This is a genomic window from Acidianus sp. HS-5, assembly GCF_021655615.1.
Taxonomy (GTDB): Archaea; Thermoproteota; Thermoprotei_A; order Sulfolobales; family Sulfolobaceae; genus Acidianus.
In genome coordinates, this window is the sequence record NZ_AP025245.1 from 73,357 (window position 1) to 93,062 (window position 19,706).

The following is a 19,706-nucleotide window of genomic DNA, read 5'->3' on the forward strand; positions in this document are numbered from 1 at the left end:
TCAATACCCTACGTATGGGATACTTCTTCCGAAGCCATAAATATTAGCTAAGACCGCTAGTACAATCAGTACTGCCATTACTCCGAACATAACATAATCATACTTAGTTAAAGGCAAGTTTACAAGCATAGTCCTATTATTGTAAGCTCTAAAGCCTCTAGTATCTACTGAAATTGCAAGGTTCTTTGCACCTCTAAGTAAATAGACCATAGAAGGTATTATAGCCATTAGCCCTGCGTAAAAGAAATAGAATGGATATAACATTTTAGGTTTCCCGTAACCTAAACCTCTTATAAACTGCATCTTTACTGAAGTGTCCAGAATTTCAAAAATCTTTGGCACTGTTTTTACTCCTACTAACAAGGAGAAAGTTATTGCCAACGGTACTTTCATTTTAGAGAACATTCTGAAGATGTCAGAAGTGGTTGTAGTGAGTATAAGGAGTAAAGATGAGACTAGAACTGCGGTTATTCTGAATGATATTTGAATGCCATATATTAATGCCTGTACTGTTAGTGTAGGTTCATAACCCATAATGTTTACAAAATATGAAGGCCAAACCCAAACTACAGTATAACTAGACACAGGACAATGGAACACCATTTGCAGGATGGAATTAGGCGTATAAGGAGCAATTCCCCAGGTTGAACCTATAATTGTTATGAATATTAATAAGCTTATATAACCGAATTTCTTTTTACCGTCGTTTAATGTGAGGTATAAGAACATTATTGCAAAAGTTAATATTGCGCCTATCCACCATATTGTTACTGCGGCTACAGACATTACTACTATTCCGAAAGCAACTTTCGTCAATGGATTAAGTTTGTAAAGGAATGTTTTACCGCCCTCGTATCTAGTTATCTCCATTAAACCTTTTAGTCCTAACACTGTAAGGAGCAAACCTATGGGTAATGCTACGCCGTAAAAGAATAAGAACCAACTTATTACAGTTTGAGTAAAAGGTTCTTCATAAAGTGAACTCCAAAGTACCAAGTTTGGTCACCACGTATTCTGTTGGGGGATAAATTCCCAAATCTTCTCTTGAAAATGCCTCTTCTGGGCTTCCGTTAAAGACTATTTTACCGTCTTTCATTACTACAACTCTATCACAGAACTTATCGACAAACCTTGAGTCATGAGTTACAATGAGGAAAGTATAACCTTTTTCCCTCAGTTCTTGGACTTCCCTTCCCAACATTTCTCTGTGGTACCAATCTTGACCGCTAGTCGGTTCATCCATCAAAAGGATTTTAGCTCCAGATGCTAGGATAGAAGCCATTGCTACCCTCCTCCTTTGTCCCATTGATAACAAAAGTGGATCATCGTACCTAATTTTATACAAGGAGAACATCTGTAAAATACTCTCAAGCTTCTCTTTAGAGTAGGCTTTCCTATTTTTCATAGCAAAAGCTACTTCGTCCTCAACTTTCCTCTTGACGAACATTATATCAAAGTTCTGAGGTAAATAACCTATGTAAGTTCCTCTTTCAGCAAGTCCTTTTTTGCTTAAATCTTTACCTCCTACGGCTAGTTTAACTTCTGCCTTTAATTTTCTATCTAGAATTCCCATTATTGCTTTAAGCAAAGTAGATTTCCCTGCACCGTTATTTCCCATTAAGGCTAAGATTTCGCCTTGCTTTACGGAAATTTCAGTATCTACAAGTGCTTTACCTTGTTTAGTTGAAACTTTAACTTTAGCATAAAGTATTTCTTTTTCGCCGTTCCTCCTAGGAGGAGGCATATATTTGTATCCCTTCAATGCTTCTCTGTTTATGTCTTTTATGCCTATTTTCTTTAAATAAAGGTAATAATCTGGAATTTCTACTCCAGCTCCTGCAAGCAAGTCAGCGCTTTCAATGAGTTCTTCTTTCGGTACGTCAAGAATAATTCTTCCCTTATCTACTAGGACTACTCTATCAACATAAGGCAGAACTCTCTCGAGCTTGTGCTCAACTATTATTAAACTCCTTTTCTCTTGCCTAAAGTTTCTTATTAATGAAAAAATCTCTGCAGTACCTTTAGGGTCTATATTTGAAGTGGGTTCATCAAGTATCAAAGCTTTAGGTCTCATTGCCAATATTGATGCTAAAGCTACTCTCTGCATTTCTCCCCCAGAGAGTGTGCTTGTATCTCGATGTAGTAAATGAGGTATTCCAGTAAGCTTCGCTGATTCGTTTACCCTCTGTATTATTTCATCCTTTGGTAACATGAAATTTTCTGGTCCAAAAGCAATTTCATCAATTACGGTATAATTAAAAATTTGACTTTCAGGATCCTGTAGTAGGGTTCCTACTACTTTTGCAGTTTCAAAAATAGGTTGTGTTCTTGGGTCTTTACCGTAAACTAAAATTTCTCCAAGTTCTTGCGCATTTATCATATTAGGAATAACTCCATTTATAGCATTTACTAGAGTTGATTTCCCCGAGCCAGACTTACCAACTATCAGAACTGACTCTCCATCCTCTATTTCAAAGTTATCAATGACTAAGGATGGCTTACTTCTCCCTAGGTATGTAATTTGGAAATTCTTAATTTCAACAAATTTCATGACCCTACCGCCCTTGCTACTATTATTGCTATAATTGCGCCAATTATTCCAGCAACAGCGTCTCCGGGCATGTATGCGTAGATGTGATAGTATATGTAACCCCAGTTAGCTACCTTAGCTTCAATAAATGGTCTTAAGAATCCATCGTAAAACACTGGATCTGGAAAAGCCCAAAGTAATCCTATAATTGCTCCTTCTATCGCACCCACTATGAAAGTTGCTGTACTGATTGCAGTAGACTTAGCAGGGACATCTTCGTCGTCACTTATCTGAGTTGCTTGAATTTGAGGAGAAGGAGTTTTTGCATGGGTCATAGAAGCAAAATTTGGTAATGCGAATATTCTTCCGCCAGTAGCAGCTATCATTAAATCTACAAAGAGACCGTAAGTAAATGTTTCATATATGAAATACATTGGTTCTCCTCCGAAGCCGTAGTGAAAGAGATCTCCGAGTACGTCAAATATAAAAAGAGTTAACATTCCTACACCTACTTTTCTTACTAGTGCTGCAACTATGAATACTATAATAATCCTCCCCCAGAAACTTACGCTGATAAAAGGACTTGACGGAATGAACCTATCTAGAAAGCCGGCAATGTAGAACTCCCAAGCTACTGCAAATGCTGAACCTATTCCTATATATATTAAATCTAGTGTATTGAAAGCCTTTAGCCCTCCAGTTCTTTTACCTAAAAGAAAAGCAATTGCTAATGCAACAATAAAATATAATGCAACTAATTCCCAGGGTATTTGGCCTGGTTCATTTACTGCTCCAGCAATACCGTTAAAACCCATGTTTACTCGAATGTACTTTGAATAATGATTAAAAAGGATTTCTTTTATAGTTAAAGTAAAAAATATAGATCTATATAGTTTAGATAATACATCTTTTTAATGTAATACTAAAATAAGGAGTGAATATCTGAAAACTTTTAAGGATAGCATTTATGAGATGTTTCATTGAATTGATAATAATTTTCTTGCTCTATATATTCCCAGATTCTCTGCTAATTCTGCAACCTTTCCTTTTACGAATTTACCTAGTAGATCGCCGAAATATTCTTCTCCGACCCTAACAATAATTGCGTATTGGCGGTAGGAAAACTTTCTTTCAAAACCTAATGCATTTAGCATTGCATTTCTTCCAGCCTGTACTGCAACTTGTGCAGACATTGGTACGAACTTTTTAGTAGTAGAACAGTCTCCAGCACCGTAAACGTCCTCTTGGTCAACAGAACTTAGGTAATCATCAACAACCATTCTATCGTTTATTGTGGATAAACCTAGCTCCTTTAACAATGAAGGTCCTTTAAATCCTATTGAGGAGACTATTAGATCACCTTTTATTTTCTGATCTTCTGTATAAACAGTACTGTCTTCTATTTTCTCAACTTTAGTGTTTAGTAACAAGTTAACTCCCATTTCTTTTAGCTTCTTTTCAGCATAAGCTGATGATTCCCAGGACATGAAGTTCAACAGCCTCTTCTGTCCTTCAATTAAGTAAACTTCTTTTCCCATTTCCCTAGCTAGAGAAGATAGTTCAACTCCTAGATTTCCTCCTCCAATTATAACTACTGTCTTAGCCTTGAGCAGCTTTTCCCTAATTCTTAAGGCGTCATCAATGTTTTCGAACTTTTCAGTACCTTCAATGAATTTCTGAGAATACCCTAAGGATATTATTAACTTGTCATAAGGAATTTCTCCTTCACTAGTTATTACTATCTTTCTTCTGAAATCTATGGATTTGACAGCCGCTTTAAACACTTTATGGTATGGTATCTTAGCTATGCTTGGGTCTCCGGTTCTTACTACGTCAACTAGCTTATGTGCTAATATAAAGTAATCCTTATTATCCACTAGCACTGCGTCGTGAGTTTTTAATGCAGATAATCCTGCAAATCCTCCACCTAAAATTACAACTATCATATGTTTATATTGCATTTCAAGTTTTTAAATCAAGTTTTTCGAATATATATCTCGTGTTAAAGATTGAAAACTAGAAATAAATAAATATCTTAGTTCTATTTTTACTTTATGCAAGAATTTACAGCTAATTTGTACTCTAGAGCTAAAAATTTTCTAGATGCGGCAATTTATAACATGAAAGGAGGATATTATGACGTTTCAGCAATACTTTTTTCTAGGGCAGTTTACCTTGTGTTGGTGGCAAAGCTTTTAGATTCAGGAGTTGAAATCCCTTGGTATCTAGATTTTTCTGGATTATTTAGGCTTTTACAGAAGAAGTTAAAAATAGAAGTTAATAAGGAATTTCCTAAACTTCTAGACACAATTAGAATTAATGACTGTTACTTTACTCCTGTTGAGATAAACAAGGAGGAAATCGAAGAGCTGCATAAAGCTGTTGAGGAACTTCTAAATAAGCTTAATATAATTTGAGGAATTTTATCATATTTATATTATTGATTTCCTTATCCATTAAATAACATGTTATCCTTCCCTCCTTAGTAGTGTCGATAACTGGGGCTACTAGAAATACTTCTACGTTATACTTGTCAGCAACGTTCAAAGTGTCTAAAATTATTGATGGAGTCGTTGGAGTAAATATTATTGCATAACCTTCATATTTCTTCATCTTCAAAAGGCTCATTTCAGGTTCTTTTTCATCTATTTTTCTCCCACCGTAAATTTCAACCACTGACTTTATCAGATCTTTTCCTGCTATGATTACAGATTTTTCCTTTGTAGTCTCCAGTTCATCCTTAATTTCCTTTACTTCTACTCTAGGTATTTTTGTTGGCATTGTGTATGGGTTTTTTACTATGAAGTAGTCTTTTGAGTAGAGTAGGGAAGTTGCGAAAGCATAAGCGAGGCTATCAACGTATGTGTAAACTTGGTCGAAGTCCTTGATAATGGAGAAGTCGAATGCTCTGTACTCTTCCCCTGCTTTGATTGTAACCTTCTTATCAAACTTTATTGCGGGAAAATCTTTGCCATAAGTTATCAAAACTTTCATAATTAATCATCTTTATTTAAATCCTTAAAAATTTTAGAAGAATTCCGTTAAGTCGTAAATTTCCTTAATCTTCTGGTTTACAGTGTCTACTACAAAGAGCTCGTTAACTCCTATTCCCTCGTTGAGGATCAAGTTTCCGTACTTTTCTCCTTTTATTGAGTGAACTAAGGATGAGAAGAGTATTTCTCCTTCCTGAAGAGGTCTTTCCAAGTGTATATTAGTTATAGGATTTCTCACGTGTTCTTCCTCTTTAAATATTGTAGAAGGCAAAGGATTCTCTGAGAAAGCTATACCTATAAGTTCTCCTTTATGAACCATCCTTGTTTCCTTCAATGCATATTCTATAGTTTTCACCTTATTTGGATAAAACCTCTTTTTTCTTTGTGTGTAAAGGTATTGTTGGGAGTTTTTAGGCAAAGATAAGGAAGAGTAAGCCCTTACTGTGGCTATGCTCCTATTTACGTTTCTTATTACTCCGAATATATTTTTACCGTAAATTCTTATTTCATTATTTACGGTCCATTTTATACTGTTTTCAAAGAATTTTACAATCTCATCTTCCTTGTAGAGGGCTGAAGTTATTATTTTATCTACTACATTAACCTTGTGTTCTTTAAACGTTGTTAATATCATATTGAGTTTATCTGTTGCTTTTTCTTTTAGTATGTCTTCTTTATTTACAACTACGAATGTTGGTAGGTTAAAGGCTGAGATCATTTTAGCGTGGTTTTCAACGTCTTTTTCTGTGGTTTTATCGTCTGCGAAGTAAATTACTGAGTCTGAGAGTCTTAATCCGTTAATTTGTTTATCAAATAGATCGAATTGTCCTCCAATATCTTGTAGTGAGAATGTGACGTAACCTTTTGCAAAGCCGTCTTTGTATGGAGACTCTATTATTACTCTCTCGTATTTTTCTCCTGTGAATTTTAGGTAGGAGATTGTCCTAAAAGGAAGGAATTTTCCTTCGTGGTAAGCCATAATTTTTTGTGCAGTGTAAATGGTCCTCTCCTCTATTTTCTCTTGAGGAGAGACGTAGAGTAAGAATTGGTAATAATCCTCGGGTTTGCCGTTTATTTCTGCGTCGAATTTTGCGTTTTTAACGGCTTCTTCTTGATGATCTAGGAAGTAATTGTTTTTTAGCAGGAATTTTGCGAATGATGTCGTCTTGCCCGTGTCCCCGTTGCCTAGCAATGAAATTAAATACATAACGAATACTCTAGTGCCTCCTTAATATTAATTACTATCTTTTTAACCCTTGCTCACGGAATACATTTATATTATTATGTTCCATTCATTTTTTTATGAAGAAGATTATCATCAATATTGAGGGGAGCGTTAACTCAGGAAAGTCAACTCTTCTTGGATATTTACTTTGGAAATTCTCATCAAATAAAGACTATATTGCGCAAAAGACCAGGTTATTCCAAATATATAATAAGCAGTATAAAGTCCCTATTCAAGAGTATTTAGCGAACTTAATTCAGATAACTAGTGACGAAACAATAAGGCAGATGACCTCCAAATCTCATGCAGTTAACATAACCATAGGAGATCTTCAATTAATAGCTATAGATATAGGAGGTCACAATAGGTACACTTACCAGGCTCACCTCTCCACGGTAGAAAGTGACACAACGCTTTTTGCAATTCCTATTGATGAAATAAAGGAGAAAGCTTATCTTAAGAACACTATGTTAACCCACCTTATTACGACTTACCTAGTAAGGAAAGCCTTCGGAAAGACTCCAGAGTTTCACATTATTATTACTAAAATAGATATGGAGAAGGACTTCGATAAGTACATAAATCAAGTAAAGAGTGATTTAGAGAGAATAGGCAAAATTTTAGGAATGAGTGACGCTAAATTCCATTATTACACTTCTTCTATTGTAACTAAAGGGATAAATGACATAGAAGCTGAAGGACAATATGAGGATTTAATTAAGAATCTAGAAGAAACTGTCCAAACGAAGATAAATTCGTCTAAGACTGTCTTCCACGCAAGGGATATAATGAATCCTACCGAAAATATTAAGGTTCTTGCTGGCAGAGTAATGTCTGGGAAAATACAGAAGAATGATGTACTAAATACTCCTTACGGTGAACAGAAGGTTGTACAGTTAGAAGAATTCGGACAGAAGATTTACGCTGCAGACCCTGCTTCTTATATCGCAATTAGGTTTGAGAGGGATAACTTCCCGTTGAATTTTAAAGGCGGAGAAGTGCTAGGGAATTTTGAATACTTCAATAACGGTGAAATAACTCTCCTAGACCTAAGGGATACCATAAAGAGAATTCAAGAGGACTTCGAGTTAAAGGATGAACAATACTATAATCCTCCTTCTAAGATACAGAAAGGTACAAAGTTTTACACTACCATAAATGGTTATAGGACTGCGTTAAAAGTAGAAGACGTAATATCCGAGGAGAGTAAAAAGTTGAGGCTAAAAGTTAGGATAGAAGATAGGATAGATAAAATTTCAGTCTTTGGCGAGATTAAAAACACTGGAATAACCTACGAGGAGAATAATAAGATCTGGGGAGCATTTGTTTTATAAGTAGTTTAAAAGATCTTTCTAGGCATACTTTTTCTATTGGCAATTTTTATTGAAAGTTTTTAAGCTCAATAGTAGTATGCTTTACTCATTAATCTTGATAAGAAGCTATTAGATTAAAACAGCTTCGTTGGGAATCGTTTGTATCTTCCATTTTAGATAACGGTTTAGCGTACTTTTATTAGCTTCTACTTGTGTAAGTAAAACCGCGTGCCTCTTTACGCATTCTTCACTATTTGAATCTAGTCATCTAGGTTTTCGCATTAACTCTTTACACTTAATGCCCAATACAACTTAACTATAACATAGTTGCATTTTCACATCATTTTATCAAAAGGGGTAATGTAAGCCCCCGGCAGGACTCGAACCTGCGACTTCCGGCTCTGCAGGCCGGTGGTCTAACCTTGCTGGCCTACGGGGGCATTCTCCAAGTAAATAAATGATAACACATTACCTTTAAAAAATTTTCAGCTGACACTAACTTAGTATCTCTTACACAGCCTGAAAAAGCAAGTTAGATATCCTATTAATAATGAAGTAGAAATTAGAGCTATTTCAAAAGCACCTAGCATTATATGGCTGAACAAATCATCATTTGTTAAAAGGAAGGTTATTCCTGAACTCCCAGCTAAAACTATAGAGGAGAAGCTTATCAGCGAAGCTACTTTAGGGAACTCTAATCCTGTACTGAAAGATAACTTAACTAAAACTACTGCTAGAGAAAACGAAATTACTGCTAATGAAATGTGAAGATAAAGTAAACTTTCAGCTAACATTCCAAAATTAATAAATGACTTAGCAAAACCTAGACTGAATGTTGATACAAGGGTAATCAAATCAACGAAAGAGTACTTGAACAGAGTATTTGCAGTATTCATAATTAAAAGTATATTTCTAAAAATATAAATCTTGCCGATTTACTGAATATAGAACTTATTACATAAAAATTTTCTGCCTAAAATTTCCTATTTCTTTTTATAAGTTAGTATACCCCTTTTTAATAAAAAGATTAATGCCGTTACATAGCTCAAGTTACTTATATATAACTTTGTTACCCACCTCTTTTTATGGCTCTCATAACCGCGAAAACGGGAGATCTAGGAGAAAAGGCAATAATTGTAGGTAACCTTCAAAGAATGAAGACAGTAAGCAGTTTACTGGAAGACTCCAAGTTAGTAAGTGAATTTGCTGGATACTACACTTACGTAGGGAAATATAAGGGAGAAAAATTAAGCGTAGTATTTCACGGTATAGGAATACCTTCATTAACTTTAGTAACTCACGATCTAGTTAACTTAGGAGTAAAAGAGATTATAAGGTTTGGTTCAGCTACGGGATTAAAAGATGTTAAGCCTGGAGAAGTAGTCGTACCAATAGGATATTCCTATAATTTAGGAGGAACATTCTATCAATATCTGAACGGAGAATTTACTTCTTATGCACTAACTCCAGACTACGAACTACTGAACAAGGTTGTAAATAACTTAAAAGCGAAGAACCTCAACGTAAGAGTAGGTAACGTATTTACTAGCGATGCTCTCTTTACTCATAGTAAGGAATTTCTGGAAAAATTATCAGCTAGAAACCATATAGCAGTTGAATTAGAAGGTGCCGGACTATACTTCTTAGCAAACCTTCTAGGGTTCAAAGCAGTTTCAGTACATCTGATTTACAGGAGTGCTAACGGAGATAGCATGAGGTCCGAAGATATAAATAAGACAGAGAAAGTTATAGCGGAAGCGTTATTAGAAAGCCTATAATTTTTTAACCATGATCCCTATCTGGCTTCTTATAATTATAGGCATTGCCGTTGGAGCTTTGACCGGAATTACCGGTTCTAGTGGAGTTTTAATAGTAGTTCCTGCTCTTTCATATTTAGGTTTATCATTTCAAGATGCAATAGGAAGTAGTTTGCTAGTTGACGTTATAACTACGCTTTCAGTAATTTTCGTTTACTTTAGGCACGGTAATGTTGATTCTAAAATTTCCATTATTTTAGGTCTTGGAGCTGTAGTAGGTGCTCAAGTTGGTTCAGCAATAGCTTTTGTTGTCCCTGATGAAGCACTTGAATCAGTCTTTGTTATATTCACTGCATATATGGCTTACGTTTCCTTTAAGAGGTCGAGAAATCCTAAGCTGAATATAAAGAGGCTTAATTTAAAGACAGCATCTTACGTTGTAGCACCTTCACTTGCATTCTTAATAGGGATTGTTACTGGAACTATGGGAGCTAGCGGAGGAATAATGTTCATTGCAGTGATGATGTTACTCTTTTCAATAGACGTAAAGAGGATGATAGGCACTGCAACTTTAGCAATGTTATTTTCAGCAATAAGCGGTGCAACTGCTTATGCAATATCAGGAAGGTCGGATATAATAGCCTCTGTGATAATAGGTGTAACAGCACTGATTTCTGGTTATTATTTTGCTAAATTAGCAAATAAGATGAAGCCTTCATACATCTACATTTTCCTGGGTAGTGTTTTCGTTATAACGTCAATAAGTGAATTATTTAAGGTCATTTAATTTTTGTTCAGTTTATACTCTATATTTTACTTTTCATAAGATATTCTGACTTTCTGGAATAATATATAGTAATCTAGTAATGCATTAAGATATAGACGATTTTTTAAATCATTTAAACTTTTTATATATCATGGCGAAGGCTAAAGACTTTGGTGCGGAATCTGATCAAAAATTGAGTAAATCTTTAAACAAAATGGAGCTTTTTTATATTGGCTTAGGAGGAATTATAGGTTCTGGTTGGCTATTTGCAACATTATATGCCACAGAAGATGCAGGAGGTGCATCAATCTTATCTTGGATAATTGGTGGTATACTTATTGCGTTTATTGCGTTAGCTTATGCTGAAATAAGTTCAGCAATACCTAAGTCCGGAGGAATAGCCAGATATCCTCATTATACTCATGGAGGGTTAGTAGGTTTTATCATGACCTGGGCTTATTTAATTTCCACATCAATTTCTGCAGCAGCTGAGGCAACTGCTTCGGTGACTTACTTGTCTTCTCTCATTCCTTCATTAGCTTGTAAAGGTGTTTTAACTCCTTTAGGAATAGGAATAGACTACGTGTTCCTAGTAGCTTTCTTCTTCATAAACTACTTTGGAGTAAAATTCCTTGGTAGAGTATCTCACGGAGTTGGGTGGTGGAAGTTGTTAATTCCTTCTGCGACTATCGTTATCCTTCTAGTCTTATATTTCCATCCATCAAACTTTACAGTGGATTTCATGCCTTCCTCATCTTATACTTGTCACGGCTACGGAGGATTTTCCGCAGTACTTTTTGCAATTCCCAACGCTGGGATACTCTTTTCTTACCTAGGTTTTAGGCAACCTATAGATTATTCTGGAGAAGCTAAAAATCCGAAGAAGAACCTACCTTTCGCAGTTATAGGCTCTCTCTCTGTAGGCATAGTCATTTACGTACTTTTGCAGGTAGTATTTATAGGAGGATTAAACTGGTCTGCACTAGGAGTTTCTACAGGAGACTGGAAGGCTTTAGCTTCAACACCTCTCCCAAATGGACCTTTCTTCTGCTTATTTAGGGAGTCCAAGGTTTTCGGTCTTGTGTTCTTAATATTCTATGCATGGTCCATAATCTTGCTTTTAGATGCAGTAGTTTCTCCTAGCGGTACTGGGTGGATATACATGGGAACAGCGTCTAGAACAATTTACGCATTCTCAGCTAACGGTTACTTGCCGGAGGTCTTTTTGAGGATAGGAAAAACTAGAGTTCCAATATTTTCTCTCATACTTACTTTAATAATAGGCTCGATATTCCTTTTACCTTTCCCAGCATGGGTAACATTGACTTCAATACTTTCCTCAGCTTCAGTATTCACTTACATGATGGGAGGAATAGGCATGGCGACCTTAAGGAGGTTAGCTCCAGATTTGTGCAGACCTTACGTTGCACCTGCCGGTAAAATATTAGCTCCTTTAGCAACTCTCTCAGCTGGTCTTTTAGTTTACTGGTCCGGTTTCACTATACTTTTCTATGTAGTAACTGCAATATTTATAGGATTACCATTATTCTTCAGTTATTATGCCCACAAAATCCTTGAGGTAAAGAAAAGTGTAACGCTAACTTTAGGTATTGCTGACCTCATTCTGATACCTTTAGCTTCTTATTACTACTTAATACAGAGTAGTTACCTTACCGTGAACAACACTGTTGCATTTGCAGTATACTTAATTTCAATGGTGGCAATTGTCTTTAGTAATGTAACTGTAGTTTATTTACACTCCTCAGAAGAAGGAAAAGAAGAAATTAAAGCAGGGATTTGGTTAATATCATTCATTTTCACAATGCTTGTGCTATCTTACTTAGGAGGCTTCGGTCCTGCAGATCTTATACCTTTCCCTGAAGATACTATAGTTATAGGAATAGTTACGTTGATCTTTCATTTTATAGCAGTAAAAAGTGGGATAAAAACTAAGGCTTTAGGAGAGCTAAAAAGCAGTGTGTCTACTTCACAGTAAAGATATAGTAAACTTGAAGGCACTTAGTAACGTTCTTGTACAAGTAATGACAGGTCAAGTTCACGTATGTGAAGAAAGTGTAAGTATAACCTTTTTCCAACGTGTTGTAAAATACTGTGGGGAAATGTATTGTTATAGTAAAGTTGTGTAACCCGTAAGGTAATGAGTAGTTTAAGTGAATTTCTCCAAAATTCTCCGCTACAAACCTCGAGAGGTTATCGTTAGCCAACTGTATACATCTTATGAAGTTAACTGTAGAATTTAGTGGTGTAAATACTGAAAAAGTAACGTTTGCAGTACCGTTAAAGTAGCTTACGTGAACTACTTTAACGTAAGTTACTATTTTTATGCTGGCTACACAATAGAAGGTAATGTAAACCTTGTTCTCTGATACGTTACCACAAATCAATCCTTTTATTCCTAGAGTAGAGTAGGAAACGTAACAGGGTAAAAGAGGAGCAGATACGTTTACATCCTTTATCTTGTACAGAGTAAAAGGTTTTACAGGGATTGTCTGATTAGTCTGTACTATGCGTATGTTCCCTCCTTTTATGCTGATAGAATAAGGAGTTGTATTGTTAAAGAGTAAAGTAATTGTTACTTTCCCATTGCATAAATATACTGAAACTACCCTAGCAGAAGGAGGAGTTAACGCTTCATGTGAAATTCTTATCACGTGTACAGAATAAATTATCAGAACTAAGGATGAAATTATTAGAAAGAAAGTAAGTATAAAAAATATTTTTTCTTGATCCATTTTCTCACGGTAATGGAGGTAGAGGTATAGGGCCTACGTTATTAAGTGGGGGGAAGGCATATTGCAGGTCCGTTGGTTACTACGTCGTATCCTAAGTATACATGAATAGTACCTATATTGCAGCCTGAATTAGGTAATGGGTTAGTCGGCTGTATTAATAGTGAAACACAGTAAGTATTTCCTGCAGCTAGTGAGCAAACAGCTGTACAGTGATAGGCTGCTCCATCACTTATTATCTGGAATTCTTTCAATATTGTGTTTCCAGATTGTAATACTAACCACGCATTTTCAATTTTAGTCGTAGTACCTATATTAACGTTTGTCACGAATACGTTTCCTGTTTTGCATGCTTTAATTTTTAGGAAATGATAGTAATAGTCGTAAGTTGAATTTGTTATATAAATCGTTGAAGAGAAAGAGTAGCCGAAACTGCACCCTTTTCCATCATTACATACAGTAGTTGATATATAGCCTGTTACACATCCATTAGATCCTACCTCAAGTTTTATTGGCATAGCAGTTGTTTTAACAGTTATTGACCCAGAGTAGTAGTATATTACATCTGCAGCAACTACCGGGATTAAAGCACTTAAAAATATCAAAGTCAATAATACTTTCTTGTTTAATTTCGTCATATTAATTCATCCTTTATCTTCTTTTTAGTCTATATAAAATTTTCTAGTAATAGAGAGAATTATATCCTAGATAAGTTTTTAGTCTATACTTTTGATTTTATATGAGTGATCATTTTATATTAATTTAATATAACTATACTAAATTAACTTAATTTTTATAAGTATTCTTCTTTTTCTTTCTTTATTTCATTAATTTTGATTTTTTCCAAAATAAACTTTATCGTTTCTATTAAGTTCATTTCATTTATTTCTCCGTCGTCTATTTTATAGGCTTTATCTCCTTGTATGAATATAACTGCAGTGTTAGACCTTCTAGGGAAGAAAGCTTCCTTTATTTTCCTATTCTCTTTAAGTATCTTTATATGAGGGACAGATATGCCTCCTTCCTCTAAAGCATAAGGAACATTTAGTTGTGTGAAAAGTCTTGCTAACCCCCCTTCTATTTCATTTTGTCTCAAATCGTTTAATACTTTCTCTATGAGCGTTGGCTTATATATTGGCATCCACCTAGCTCTTGTTATTGAATTTAAGGAACTTATTATTGCAGACGCTACCAAAATATAGAATGGCAAATTGAAAGAGAACACTCTAGGGAAATAGATTAAAAATGCTCCGTTATAGGTAGGGAGTACGGAGTAGTCGTAATAGAACAAGTACCTTTCATCATAAACGTAAGAAGAAATAAACATTGATATTGAAAGTAAAATGAGAACCGTTGATAAATAAAGGGAATACCTACTTTTCCTCCATATAAGCGGTACTGCTAAGGATAAAAGAGCATAAATAACTCCAGCAATAGGTAACGGCAGAAATACAGTTGATGAATAATTATAAAACCTTATGTTAAACCCTAAGAAGCTTAATTCTTGCGAGTATATTGAACTATTGACTTCAAAGACCGGGTAAAATAAAAGAGAAATAACAAAGACTGAAACTATAACAGCGTAAATAATTACTTCTGTTCTCACAAAAGAACATTACGCCAAGAAAAAATAAAGCTTATCAGCTAAATAACGAACTTAATCACGCTCTTTTCCTCAGGATAGTATATATATAGGAAGTTTCCGTCGTAAATCAAGAATTCCCCTTCACTACCTGGCATGAACTTTATTTTATTTCCGCTACCTCGCACTGTGAGCATGTGAATCTGAGACTTAATCCTCTCCTTCTCAGACCAAGTTATTGCTCTTCTTATCTTCATTTGTAATCCCAGTGAAGATGGACTTTCAACCATCTTTTGGAAATCTACTTCCTCCATATGATAATTTGTCATAAAATTTTATATAAACTTTTATAGACGTAATACCCTTAAAGTTCTGCTAATATGGGCACGCGGGATCTTCTGCTAAAGGATCTTCATAAACTGCGTAAGCCCTAGCTCTGCTACCTCCGCAGACGTTTACGTAGCTACAGGCTCCACACTTTCCTTTTAATTTTCCTTCCTTTATAAGTTTCAGAAGCTGGGACTCTCTGTAGACTTTAACTATATCATCTCTTTTAACATTACCTAAGGATAGAGGTAGAAATCCGCTTGGATAAATTTCTCCATCGTAAGATATAAATATAACACCAGAACCATCCCTAGTAGGCATTACAGCTTTGTCAACTTTATCCTTAAGAGGCTTTCCTAATAACCTCATCAACTCTTCAATAAGCTCATTTTCTTCAAACCCCTTGGGATATTCTAACTTTGCCCTCCTAAAGAACGGTCCTTCAACAGTTCTAACAACAATGTTATACTTGCTAACTTCCAGCAGGAAATTAACAACTTTCTTGTAATCTTCCTTTGGAATATCCATCTCAGCAGTTCCTCTGCCAACGGGAATAAGGAAGAATACTTCCCATACTTTTACTCCCAGGTCATGGAGGAGTTTTGCAATTTGAGGTAACTCCGGGTAACTTCCCTTCCAGACTACCGTGTTTACTTGAACTTGTAGACCTTGTCTTAATCCTTCCTTTATACCATTTATTGCGTATTTATAACTAGTTAAACCTCTCAACCAGTCGTGAGTTTCTGGCTTAGCACCATCAAGGCTTACTGACATGTAAGTTACTCCTGCTTCTTTAATTTTCCTTATCGTATCTGCATTTAACCTATGCGAAGGGGCAGGCGCTATTGACGTCACTAGCCCTAGCTGTTTTGCGTATTCCATTAATTCAAAGATATCTTTTCTGCTCAGCGGGTCTCCTCCGGTAAATACTACAACTACCTTACCGAAAGTCGCTATTTCTTCTAACAATCTCTTTCCTTCTTCTGTAGTTAATTCTCCCGGCAAGGGATTCTGTATTGCGTTAGCCCTACAATGTTTGCAAGCTAAAGGACAAGCTTTAGTTACTTCCCAGAAGATTAAATGTGGAGCTCTCTCAAAGGACATAATGGATCATCTCCGTAAATGCTTCCGTCCCAGTAATGCGCTCTACTCCTATCTCCTCCTTTACAGTATTCTTTATACTTACAAGTTCCGCACTTTTCACCTTTCAAGTACTTCTCTGTATTAACGAAGACGTCCGGAATGCTCTTTAAGATTTCCTTTAGTGGTTTTTCTTTAACGTTACCGAGTTTAACGAAATCAATGAATTGGCAAGGGAATACGTCACCGTTGGGATAAATTGATATCATTTTCCTACCGCAACCTCCGGTAGTTTTAACGAAATCAAGCAGTTTCTCATCATTTAAATACTTGGCAATGTAAATTCCATCGAAAGTACCTAAAGTGGTTTCTATCTCTATTTTTCCTTTTAATTTTCTTGCATACTCAAGTATCTTATCTATGAAGATCTTATATTCCTCTGGAGTGTACATCCAATCCTTTAGATCTTTGCCCCTCCCGCTTGCTGAAAGGTGGTAAAATGTTATTCTTGAAACTCCCAGCTTTAGAGCAAGTTCCATGTAATTATCTATGTCCAGTATGTTTTCCTTAGTTAAAGTAAACCTTAATCCTACATTTAATCCTGAATTTAATGCATTCTTTATTCCTCTTATAGCCAGGTTAAAAGCACCTTGGACTCCTCTAAATTTATCGTGAAATTCCGGAGAATAACTATCTAAGCTTATTCCAACATAAACGAAGCCTAGTTCTTTTAACTTCTTTGCTATGTTCTCGTTTATTAATGTCCCGTTAGTGGATAATGAAAGCTTAATTCCCTTATTTGATGCGTAAGAAGCAATGGTGAAGAAGTCCCTCCTCATTAAGGGTTCTCCTCCACTCATTATTATCATAGGTATGCCTATTTCCTCCATTTGGTCAACTAGGTTCAGCGCTTCCTCAGTACTTAGTCCATCCAGGGCATTAGGTGCAGCATTAATGTAACAATGAAGGCAACGTAAATTACATTTGTAAGTTAAATTCCAAGTTACTATAGGTCTAAATACGTCACTAAACTTGCTTGGTGAATCCTTACCGTAATGTCCTTTAATCTTAAAGGAAACAGTTCCAGTATCTGAAACCATTACGCTTATTGGTATCATGGGGACATCTTGTATTTTTAACATTTAAATCTAACAAAGTAAGATTATTAATTTTCTCGTTTACTCAGTTAAAGATAAGATCGACCCGGTCAAAATTAGTTTATGAAAAAGCCCCTCATTATAGGTATGATTCATTTGCCTCCTCTTCCTGGGTCTCCTAATAATAAAATGAGCTTAGATGAGATAGTTAATTATGCTGTAGCTGAAGCTCAAAAACTCCAAGAGGCAGGAGTTGACGGAGTAATAGTTGAGAACTTAGGAGATTATCCCTTCTTCAAGGACAATATTCCACCAATTACTACAGCCTCAATGAGCATCATTGTTAGGGAAGTTAGGAAGAACTTCTATTTTGATATGGTTGGAGTAAACGTTCTTAGGAATGGCTGTATTGACGCGTTTTCTATTGCCCATGTTACTGGCTCACAGTTCATAAGGTGTAATGTACTTATAGGTGCTTACGTTACAGATCAAGGAATAATAGAAGGTAGAGCGGCAGAGCTTCTAAGGCTGAAGAGGTTCTTAAATTCCAAAGTAATGATATTTGCGGACATTCACGTTAAGCATGCGTATCCTTTATATAATTTGCCAATAGAACTAGCTGCCCAAGATTTGGCAGAGAGGGGAGGTGCTGACGCTGTAATAGTATCCGGCACTAGGAGTTCAATTCCGCCTTCAATTGAGAACGTAAAGAAAGTCAAAGAAGCTGTTAATCTACCGGTTATCATGGGTAGCGGGATTTCCTTAGAAAACTTTAGAGATTTCTGTAAGTTAGCAGACGGTTTAATAATAGGAGAAAAAGACTTTAAGGAAGGAGGAGTTATTGGAGGCCCTAGCAAGAAGGAAGCTTATGAATATTTAGTAAAGGAATGTAGGCAAAAGTAATTTTAATTTACACAATAAAAATACATCGCAACGTAAAGCTTTATAAGCTAAAGTTAACTAGTCAACTTAAGAACGTGAAATTTTAGGGATGATGTAATATGACAATTACAATTGATTTTTTCACAGATAAGGAAAGAAGTGATCCGAGCCTTCTTTTCAATAGGGAGACTGAAATTAAGGAAGGATTAAATTACCTTCTAAACGAAGGATTTTTACTTATAGAAGGTTTAAGAAGAACAGGCAAAAGTAGCTTAGCTTTAAGTTTAGCTAAGATTACTTCAGTAAAGACCTTGGCTGAAAGATACGGAGTTCCTTCTTTTTATTACCCAATAATTATTAGCCTGGAAGGCGTTAATAGTACAGAAGAATTAGTTAATACTATAATTAATTCAATAATAAGCAATTACTCATGGGCTTTATTGAATAATTCTACGATAACTGATGAAGTTAAAAAGCTGATTAACTCTGTTAAGGAGTTATTAAGCTCCTATAAAGGTTACCAATTTAATCTGAATACTCCATTATTAGGAGGAGGAATAGGAAAAAATGAGGGAAAAGTTTTCATACCGTTAAATTTTAGGTCTCTTTTAGACTTTCTTTATAATTTTAACGTTTTAGTGATTTTTGATGAGTTTCAGATAATTAATCGTTGGAAGGATAAGGAAAGTTTTATTGAAGATTTAAAATATGCATACGATAAGCTTTACAAAAAAGTGAAAATAGTAGTAACTGGTTCTGTAACTTATTTAAAGAACTATTTTTCTACGGAATATAAAGACGTCTTTCACGGGAGAGAAATTAATGGAATTTGGTTAGATAATTTTCCCATTAATAAGGCAGAAGAATACTTAAGGTTAGGCTTAAAATTTTATTCTGTCAATGTAGATGAGTACGTTATAAAGAGTGGAGTATATAACACGTTTGGCAATCCAGCTTGGTTAAATTACTTTGGAAAATATTATGTAAAAACTAGGGACTTACAAGAGTCTTTGCTCAAGTCATATGAAAATATGGGCTCAGAGGCTAAGAAAGGGTTAACGTCCATAAGGAGAGTAAGGAAAAGCGAGGCCTATGTTAATATAGTAAAAATTTTATTACAGAAAGGAGAATTAACTTGTTACGAAATTTCAAAAAATATTAATCTAAAGATAGAAAGTTGTCAAAAAATTGCTAAGACATTAGAGTCCCTAGGAGTTATAGAAAAGAATAACGGCAAGTACTCCATAAGAGATCCAGCTTACTTTTCTTTATTTCAACCAACTTTTACTGAACTTTCGTGCCCTAAAGGCGATGGTGGGAAATTATTATTAAACGATCTAGCAAAATTGAAGTACAACTCAGTAGAGTTAAGCTGCGGACATGAGCTATTAATAAAAATATGAA

General features: G+C 35.3%; 20 protein-coding genes and 1 tRNA gene. 7 read left to right on the forward strand and 14 right to left on the reverse strand.

Annotated elements, in window-relative coordinates; all coding sequences use genetic code 11:
• The 4 genes from HS5_RS00475 to HS5_RS00490 form a co-directional block, all read right to left on the reverse strand.
• Positions 1-996 carry an energy-coupling factor transporter transmembrane protein EcfT gene (locus tag HS5_RS00475; RefSeq protein WP_236752128.1) on the reverse strand — a complete coding sequence of 332 codons (996 nt, stop codon included), beginning with the start codon at positions 994-996 and terminating at the stop codon, positions 1-3.
• Entirely contained in the window at positions 971-2,551 is a 1,581-nt protein-coding gene (locus HS5_RS00480) for an ABC transporter ATP-binding protein (RefSeq protein WP_236752129.1), read from the reverse strand. The genes HS5_RS00475 and HS5_RS00480 overlap by 26 nt, the downstream gene beginning before the upstream one ends.
• Positions 2,548-3,345: a hypothetical protein gene (locus HS5_RS00485; RefSeq protein ID WP_236752130.1), complete on the reverse strand. Its 798-nt coding sequence runs from the start codon at positions 3,343-3,345 to the stop codon at positions 2,548-2,550. The genes HS5_RS00480 and HS5_RS00485 overlap by 4 nt, the downstream gene beginning before the upstream one ends.
• Before the next feature lie 162 nt (positions 3,346-3,507).
• Positions 3,508-4,476: an FAD-dependent oxidoreductase gene (locus tag HS5_RS00490; protein ID WP_236752131.1), complete on the reverse strand. Its 969-nt coding sequence runs from the start codon at positions 4,474-4,476 to the stop codon at positions 3,508-3,510.
• Between the two features lie 108 nt (positions 4,477-4,584).
• Between HS5_RS00490 and HS5_RS00495 the strand changes: the two genes are divergently transcribed.
• Positions 4,585-4,947 carry a HEPN domain-containing protein gene (locus tag HS5_RS00495; protein ID WP_236752132.1) on the forward strand — a complete coding sequence of 121 codons (363 nt, stop codon included), beginning with the start codon at positions 4,585-4,587 and terminating at the stop codon, positions 4,945-4,947.
• Here HS5_RS00495 and HS5_RS00500 read toward each other — a convergent pair.
• Positions 4,934-5,524, reverse strand: coding sequence for a hypothetical protein (locus HS5_RS00500; RefSeq protein WP_236752133.1), 591 nt, complete (start codon positions 5,522-5,524; stop codon positions 4,934-4,936). The two genes, HS5_RS00495 and HS5_RS00500, sit on opposite strands and share 14 nt — an antisense overlap.
• A 33-nt stretch (positions 5,525-5,557) precedes the next feature.
• The gene (locus HS5_RS00505; protein ID WP_236752134.1) at positions 5,558-6,730 is read right to left on the reverse strand and encodes a GTP-binding protein; all 1,173 of its coding nucleotides are present in this window, start codon (positions 6,728-6,730) and stop codon (positions 5,558-5,560) included.
• Between the two features lie 95 nt (positions 6,731-6,825).
• On the opposite strand from HS5_RS00505, the gene HS5_RS00510 reads away from it, so the two are divergent.
• Positions 6,826-8,082: a GTP-binding protein gene (locus tag HS5_RS00510; protein ID WP_236752135.1), complete on the forward strand. Its 1,257-nt coding sequence runs from the start codon at positions 6,826-6,828 to the stop codon at positions 8,080-8,082.
• Positions 8,083-8,426: 344 nt separating this feature from the next.
• Here HS5_RS00510 and HS5_RS00515 read toward each other — a convergent pair.
• Positions 8,427-8,501 (reverse strand) — tRNA-Cys (locus HS5_RS00515).
• Between the two features lie 60 nt (positions 8,502-8,561).
• Positions 8,562-8,957 carry a hypothetical protein gene (locus HS5_RS00520; protein ID WP_236752136.1) on the reverse strand — a complete coding sequence of 132 codons (396 nt, stop codon included), beginning with the start codon at positions 8,955-8,957 and terminating at the stop codon, positions 8,562-8,564.
• A gap of 189 nt (positions 8,958-9,146) precedes the next feature.
• Here HS5_RS00520 and HS5_RS00525 point away from each other — a divergent pair, with 189 nt between their 5' ends.
• The 3 genes from HS5_RS00525 (at position 9,147) to HS5_RS00535 (ending at position 12,580) form a co-directional block, all read left to right on the forward strand.
• Positions 9,147-9,839: a purine-nucleoside phosphorylase gene (locus HS5_RS00525; protein ID WP_236752137.1), complete on the forward strand. Its 693-nt coding sequence runs from the start codon at positions 9,147-9,149 to the stop codon at positions 9,837-9,839.
• Between the two features lie 10 nt (positions 9,840-9,849).
• Positions 9,850-10,605, forward strand: a complete 756-nt coding sequence (locus tag HS5_RS00530) for a sulfite exporter TauE/SafE family protein (RefSeq protein ID WP_236752138.1) — start codon at positions 9,850-9,852, stop codon at positions 10,603-10,605.
• Between the two features lie 130 nt (positions 10,606-10,735).
• Positions 10,736-12,580 carry an APC family permease gene (locus HS5_RS00535; protein ID WP_236752139.1) on the forward strand — a complete coding sequence of 615 codons (1,845 nt, stop codon included), beginning with the start codon at positions 10,736-10,738 and terminating at the stop codon, positions 12,578-12,580.
• Here HS5_RS00535 and HS5_RS00540 read toward each other — a convergent pair.
• The 6 genes from HS5_RS00540 to HS5_RS00565 form a co-directional block, all read right to left on the reverse strand.
• The gene (locus tag HS5_RS00540; protein ID WP_236752140.1) at positions 12,567-13,337 is read right to left on the reverse strand and encodes a hypothetical protein; all 771 of its coding nucleotides are present in this window, start codon (positions 13,335-13,337) and stop codon (positions 12,567-12,569) included. The genes HS5_RS00535 and HS5_RS00540 overlap by 14 nt on opposite strands.
• Positions 13,338-13,378: 41 nt before the next feature.
• On the reverse strand, positions 13,379-13,972 hold the full coding sequence (locus HS5_RS00545) for a hypothetical protein (RefSeq protein ID WP_236752141.1): 594 nt from the start codon (positions 13,970-13,972) through the stop codon (positions 13,379-13,381).
• A 155-nt stretch (positions 13,973-14,127) separates the two neighbouring features.
• Entirely contained in the window at positions 14,128-14,940 is an 813-nt protein-coding gene (locus HS5_RS00550; protein WP_236752142.1) for a hypothetical protein, read from the reverse strand.
• A gap of 38 nt (positions 14,941-14,978) precedes the next feature.
• On the reverse strand, positions 14,979-15,230 hold the full coding sequence (locus tag HS5_RS00555) for a hypothetical protein (RefSeq protein WP_236752143.1): 252 nt from the start codon (positions 15,228-15,230) through the stop codon (positions 14,979-14,981).
• Between the two features lie 61 nt (positions 15,231-15,291).
• Positions 15,292-16,347, reverse strand: a complete 1,056-nt coding sequence (locus HS5_RS00560) for a TIGR04053 family radical SAM/SPASM domain-containing protein (RefSeq protein WP_236752144.1) — start codon at positions 16,345-16,347, stop codon at positions 15,292-15,294.
• Positions 16,320-17,441: a radical SAM protein gene (locus tag HS5_RS00565; protein WP_236752145.1), complete on the reverse strand. Its 1,122-nt coding sequence runs from the start codon at positions 17,439-17,441 to the stop codon at positions 16,320-16,322. Before HS5_RS00565 ends, HS5_RS00560 begins: the two co-directional genes overlap by 28 nt.
• 102 nt (positions 17,442-17,543) lie before the next feature.
• On the opposite strand from HS5_RS00565, the gene HS5_RS00570 reads away from it, so the two are divergent.
• Positions 17,544-18,323 (forward strand): BtpA/SgcQ family protein, encoded by a 780-nt coding sequence (locus HS5_RS00570; protein WP_236752146.1) that lies wholly within the window; start codon positions 17,544-17,546, stop codon positions 18,321-18,323.
• Between the two features lie 98 nt (positions 18,324-18,421).
• On the forward strand, positions 18,422-19,705 hold the full coding sequence (locus HS5_RS00575; protein WP_236752147.1) for an ATP-binding protein: 1,284 nt from the start codon (positions 18,422-18,424) through the stop codon (positions 19,703-19,705).
• Position 19,706: the final 1 nt, after the last annotated feature.

What these genes read in the sequence shown, in the direction of transcription:
- HS5_RS00480 (WP_236752129.1), bottom strand. Translation starts at nt 2,551, where the DNA reads ATGAAATTTGTTGAAATTAAGAATTTCCAAATTACATACCTAGGGAGA.
- HS5_RS00485 (WP_236752130.1), bottom strand. Translation starts at nt 3,345, where the DNA reads ATGGGTTTTAACGGTATTGCTGGAGCAGTAAATGAACCAGGCCAAATA.
- HS5_RS00490 (WP_236752131.1), bottom strand. Translation starts at nt 4,476, where the DNA reads ATGATAGTTGTAATTTTAGGTGGAGGATTTGCAGGATTATCTGCATTA.
- HS5_RS00495 (WP_236752132.1), top strand. Translation starts at nt 4,585, where the DNA reads ATGCAAGAATTTACAGCTAATTTGTACTCTAGAGCTAAAAATTTTCTA.
- HS5_RS00500 (WP_236752133.1), bottom strand. Translation starts at nt 5,524, where the DNA reads ATGAAAGTTTTGATAACTTATGGCAAAGATTTTCCCGCAATAAAGTTT.
- HS5_RS00505 (WP_236752134.1), bottom strand. Translation starts at nt 6,730, where the DNA reads ATGTATTTAATTTCATTGCTAGGCAACGGGGACACGGGCAAGACGACA.
- HS5_RS00510 (WP_236752135.1), top strand. Translation starts at nt 6,826, where the DNA reads ATGAAGAAGATTATCATCAATATTGAGGGGAGCGTTAACTCAGGAAAG.
- HS5_RS00520 (WP_236752136.1), bottom strand. Translation starts at nt 8,957, where the DNA reads ATGAATACTGCAAATACTCTGTTCAAGTACTCTTTCGTTGATTTGATT.
- HS5_RS00525 (WP_236752137.1), top strand. Translation starts at nt 9,147, where the DNA reads ATGGCTCTCATAACCGCGAAAACGGGAGATCTAGGAGAAAAGGCAATA.
- HS5_RS00530 (WP_236752138.1), top strand. Translation starts at nt 9,850, where the DNA reads ATGATCCCTATCTGGCTTCTTATAATTATAGGCATTGCCGTTGGAGCT.
- HS5_RS00535 (WP_236752139.1), top strand. Translation starts at nt 10,736, where the DNA reads ATGGCGAAGGCTAAAGACTTTGGTGCGGAATCTGATCAAAAATTGAGT.
- HS5_RS00540 (WP_236752140.1), bottom strand. Translation starts at nt 13,337, where the DNA reads ATGGATCAAGAAAAAATATTTTTTATACTTACTTTCTTTCTAATAATT.
- HS5_RS00545 (WP_236752141.1), bottom strand. Translation starts at nt 13,972, where the DNA reads ATGACGAAATTAAACAAGAAAGTATTATTGACTTTGATATTTTTAAGT.
- HS5_RS00555 (WP_236752143.1), bottom strand. Translation starts at nt 15,230, where the DNA reads ATGGAGGAAGTAGATTTCCAAAAGATGGTTGAAAGTCCATCTTCACTG.
- HS5_RS00560 (WP_236752144.1), bottom strand. Translation starts at nt 16,347, where the DNA reads ATGTCCTTTGAGAGAGCTCCACATTTAATCTTCTGGGAAGTAACTAAA.
- HS5_RS00565 (WP_236752145.1), bottom strand. Translation starts at nt 17,441, where the DNA reads ATGATACCAATAAGCGTAATGGTTTCAGATACTGGAACTGTTTCCTTT.
- HS5_RS00570 (WP_236752146.1), top strand. Translation starts at nt 17,544, where the DNA reads ATGAAAAAGCCCCTCATTATAGGTATGATTCATTTGCCTCCTCTTCCT.
- HS5_RS00575 (WP_236752147.1), top strand. Translation starts at nt 18,422, where the DNA reads ATGACAATTACAATTGATTTTTTCACAGATAAGGAAAGAAGTGATCCG.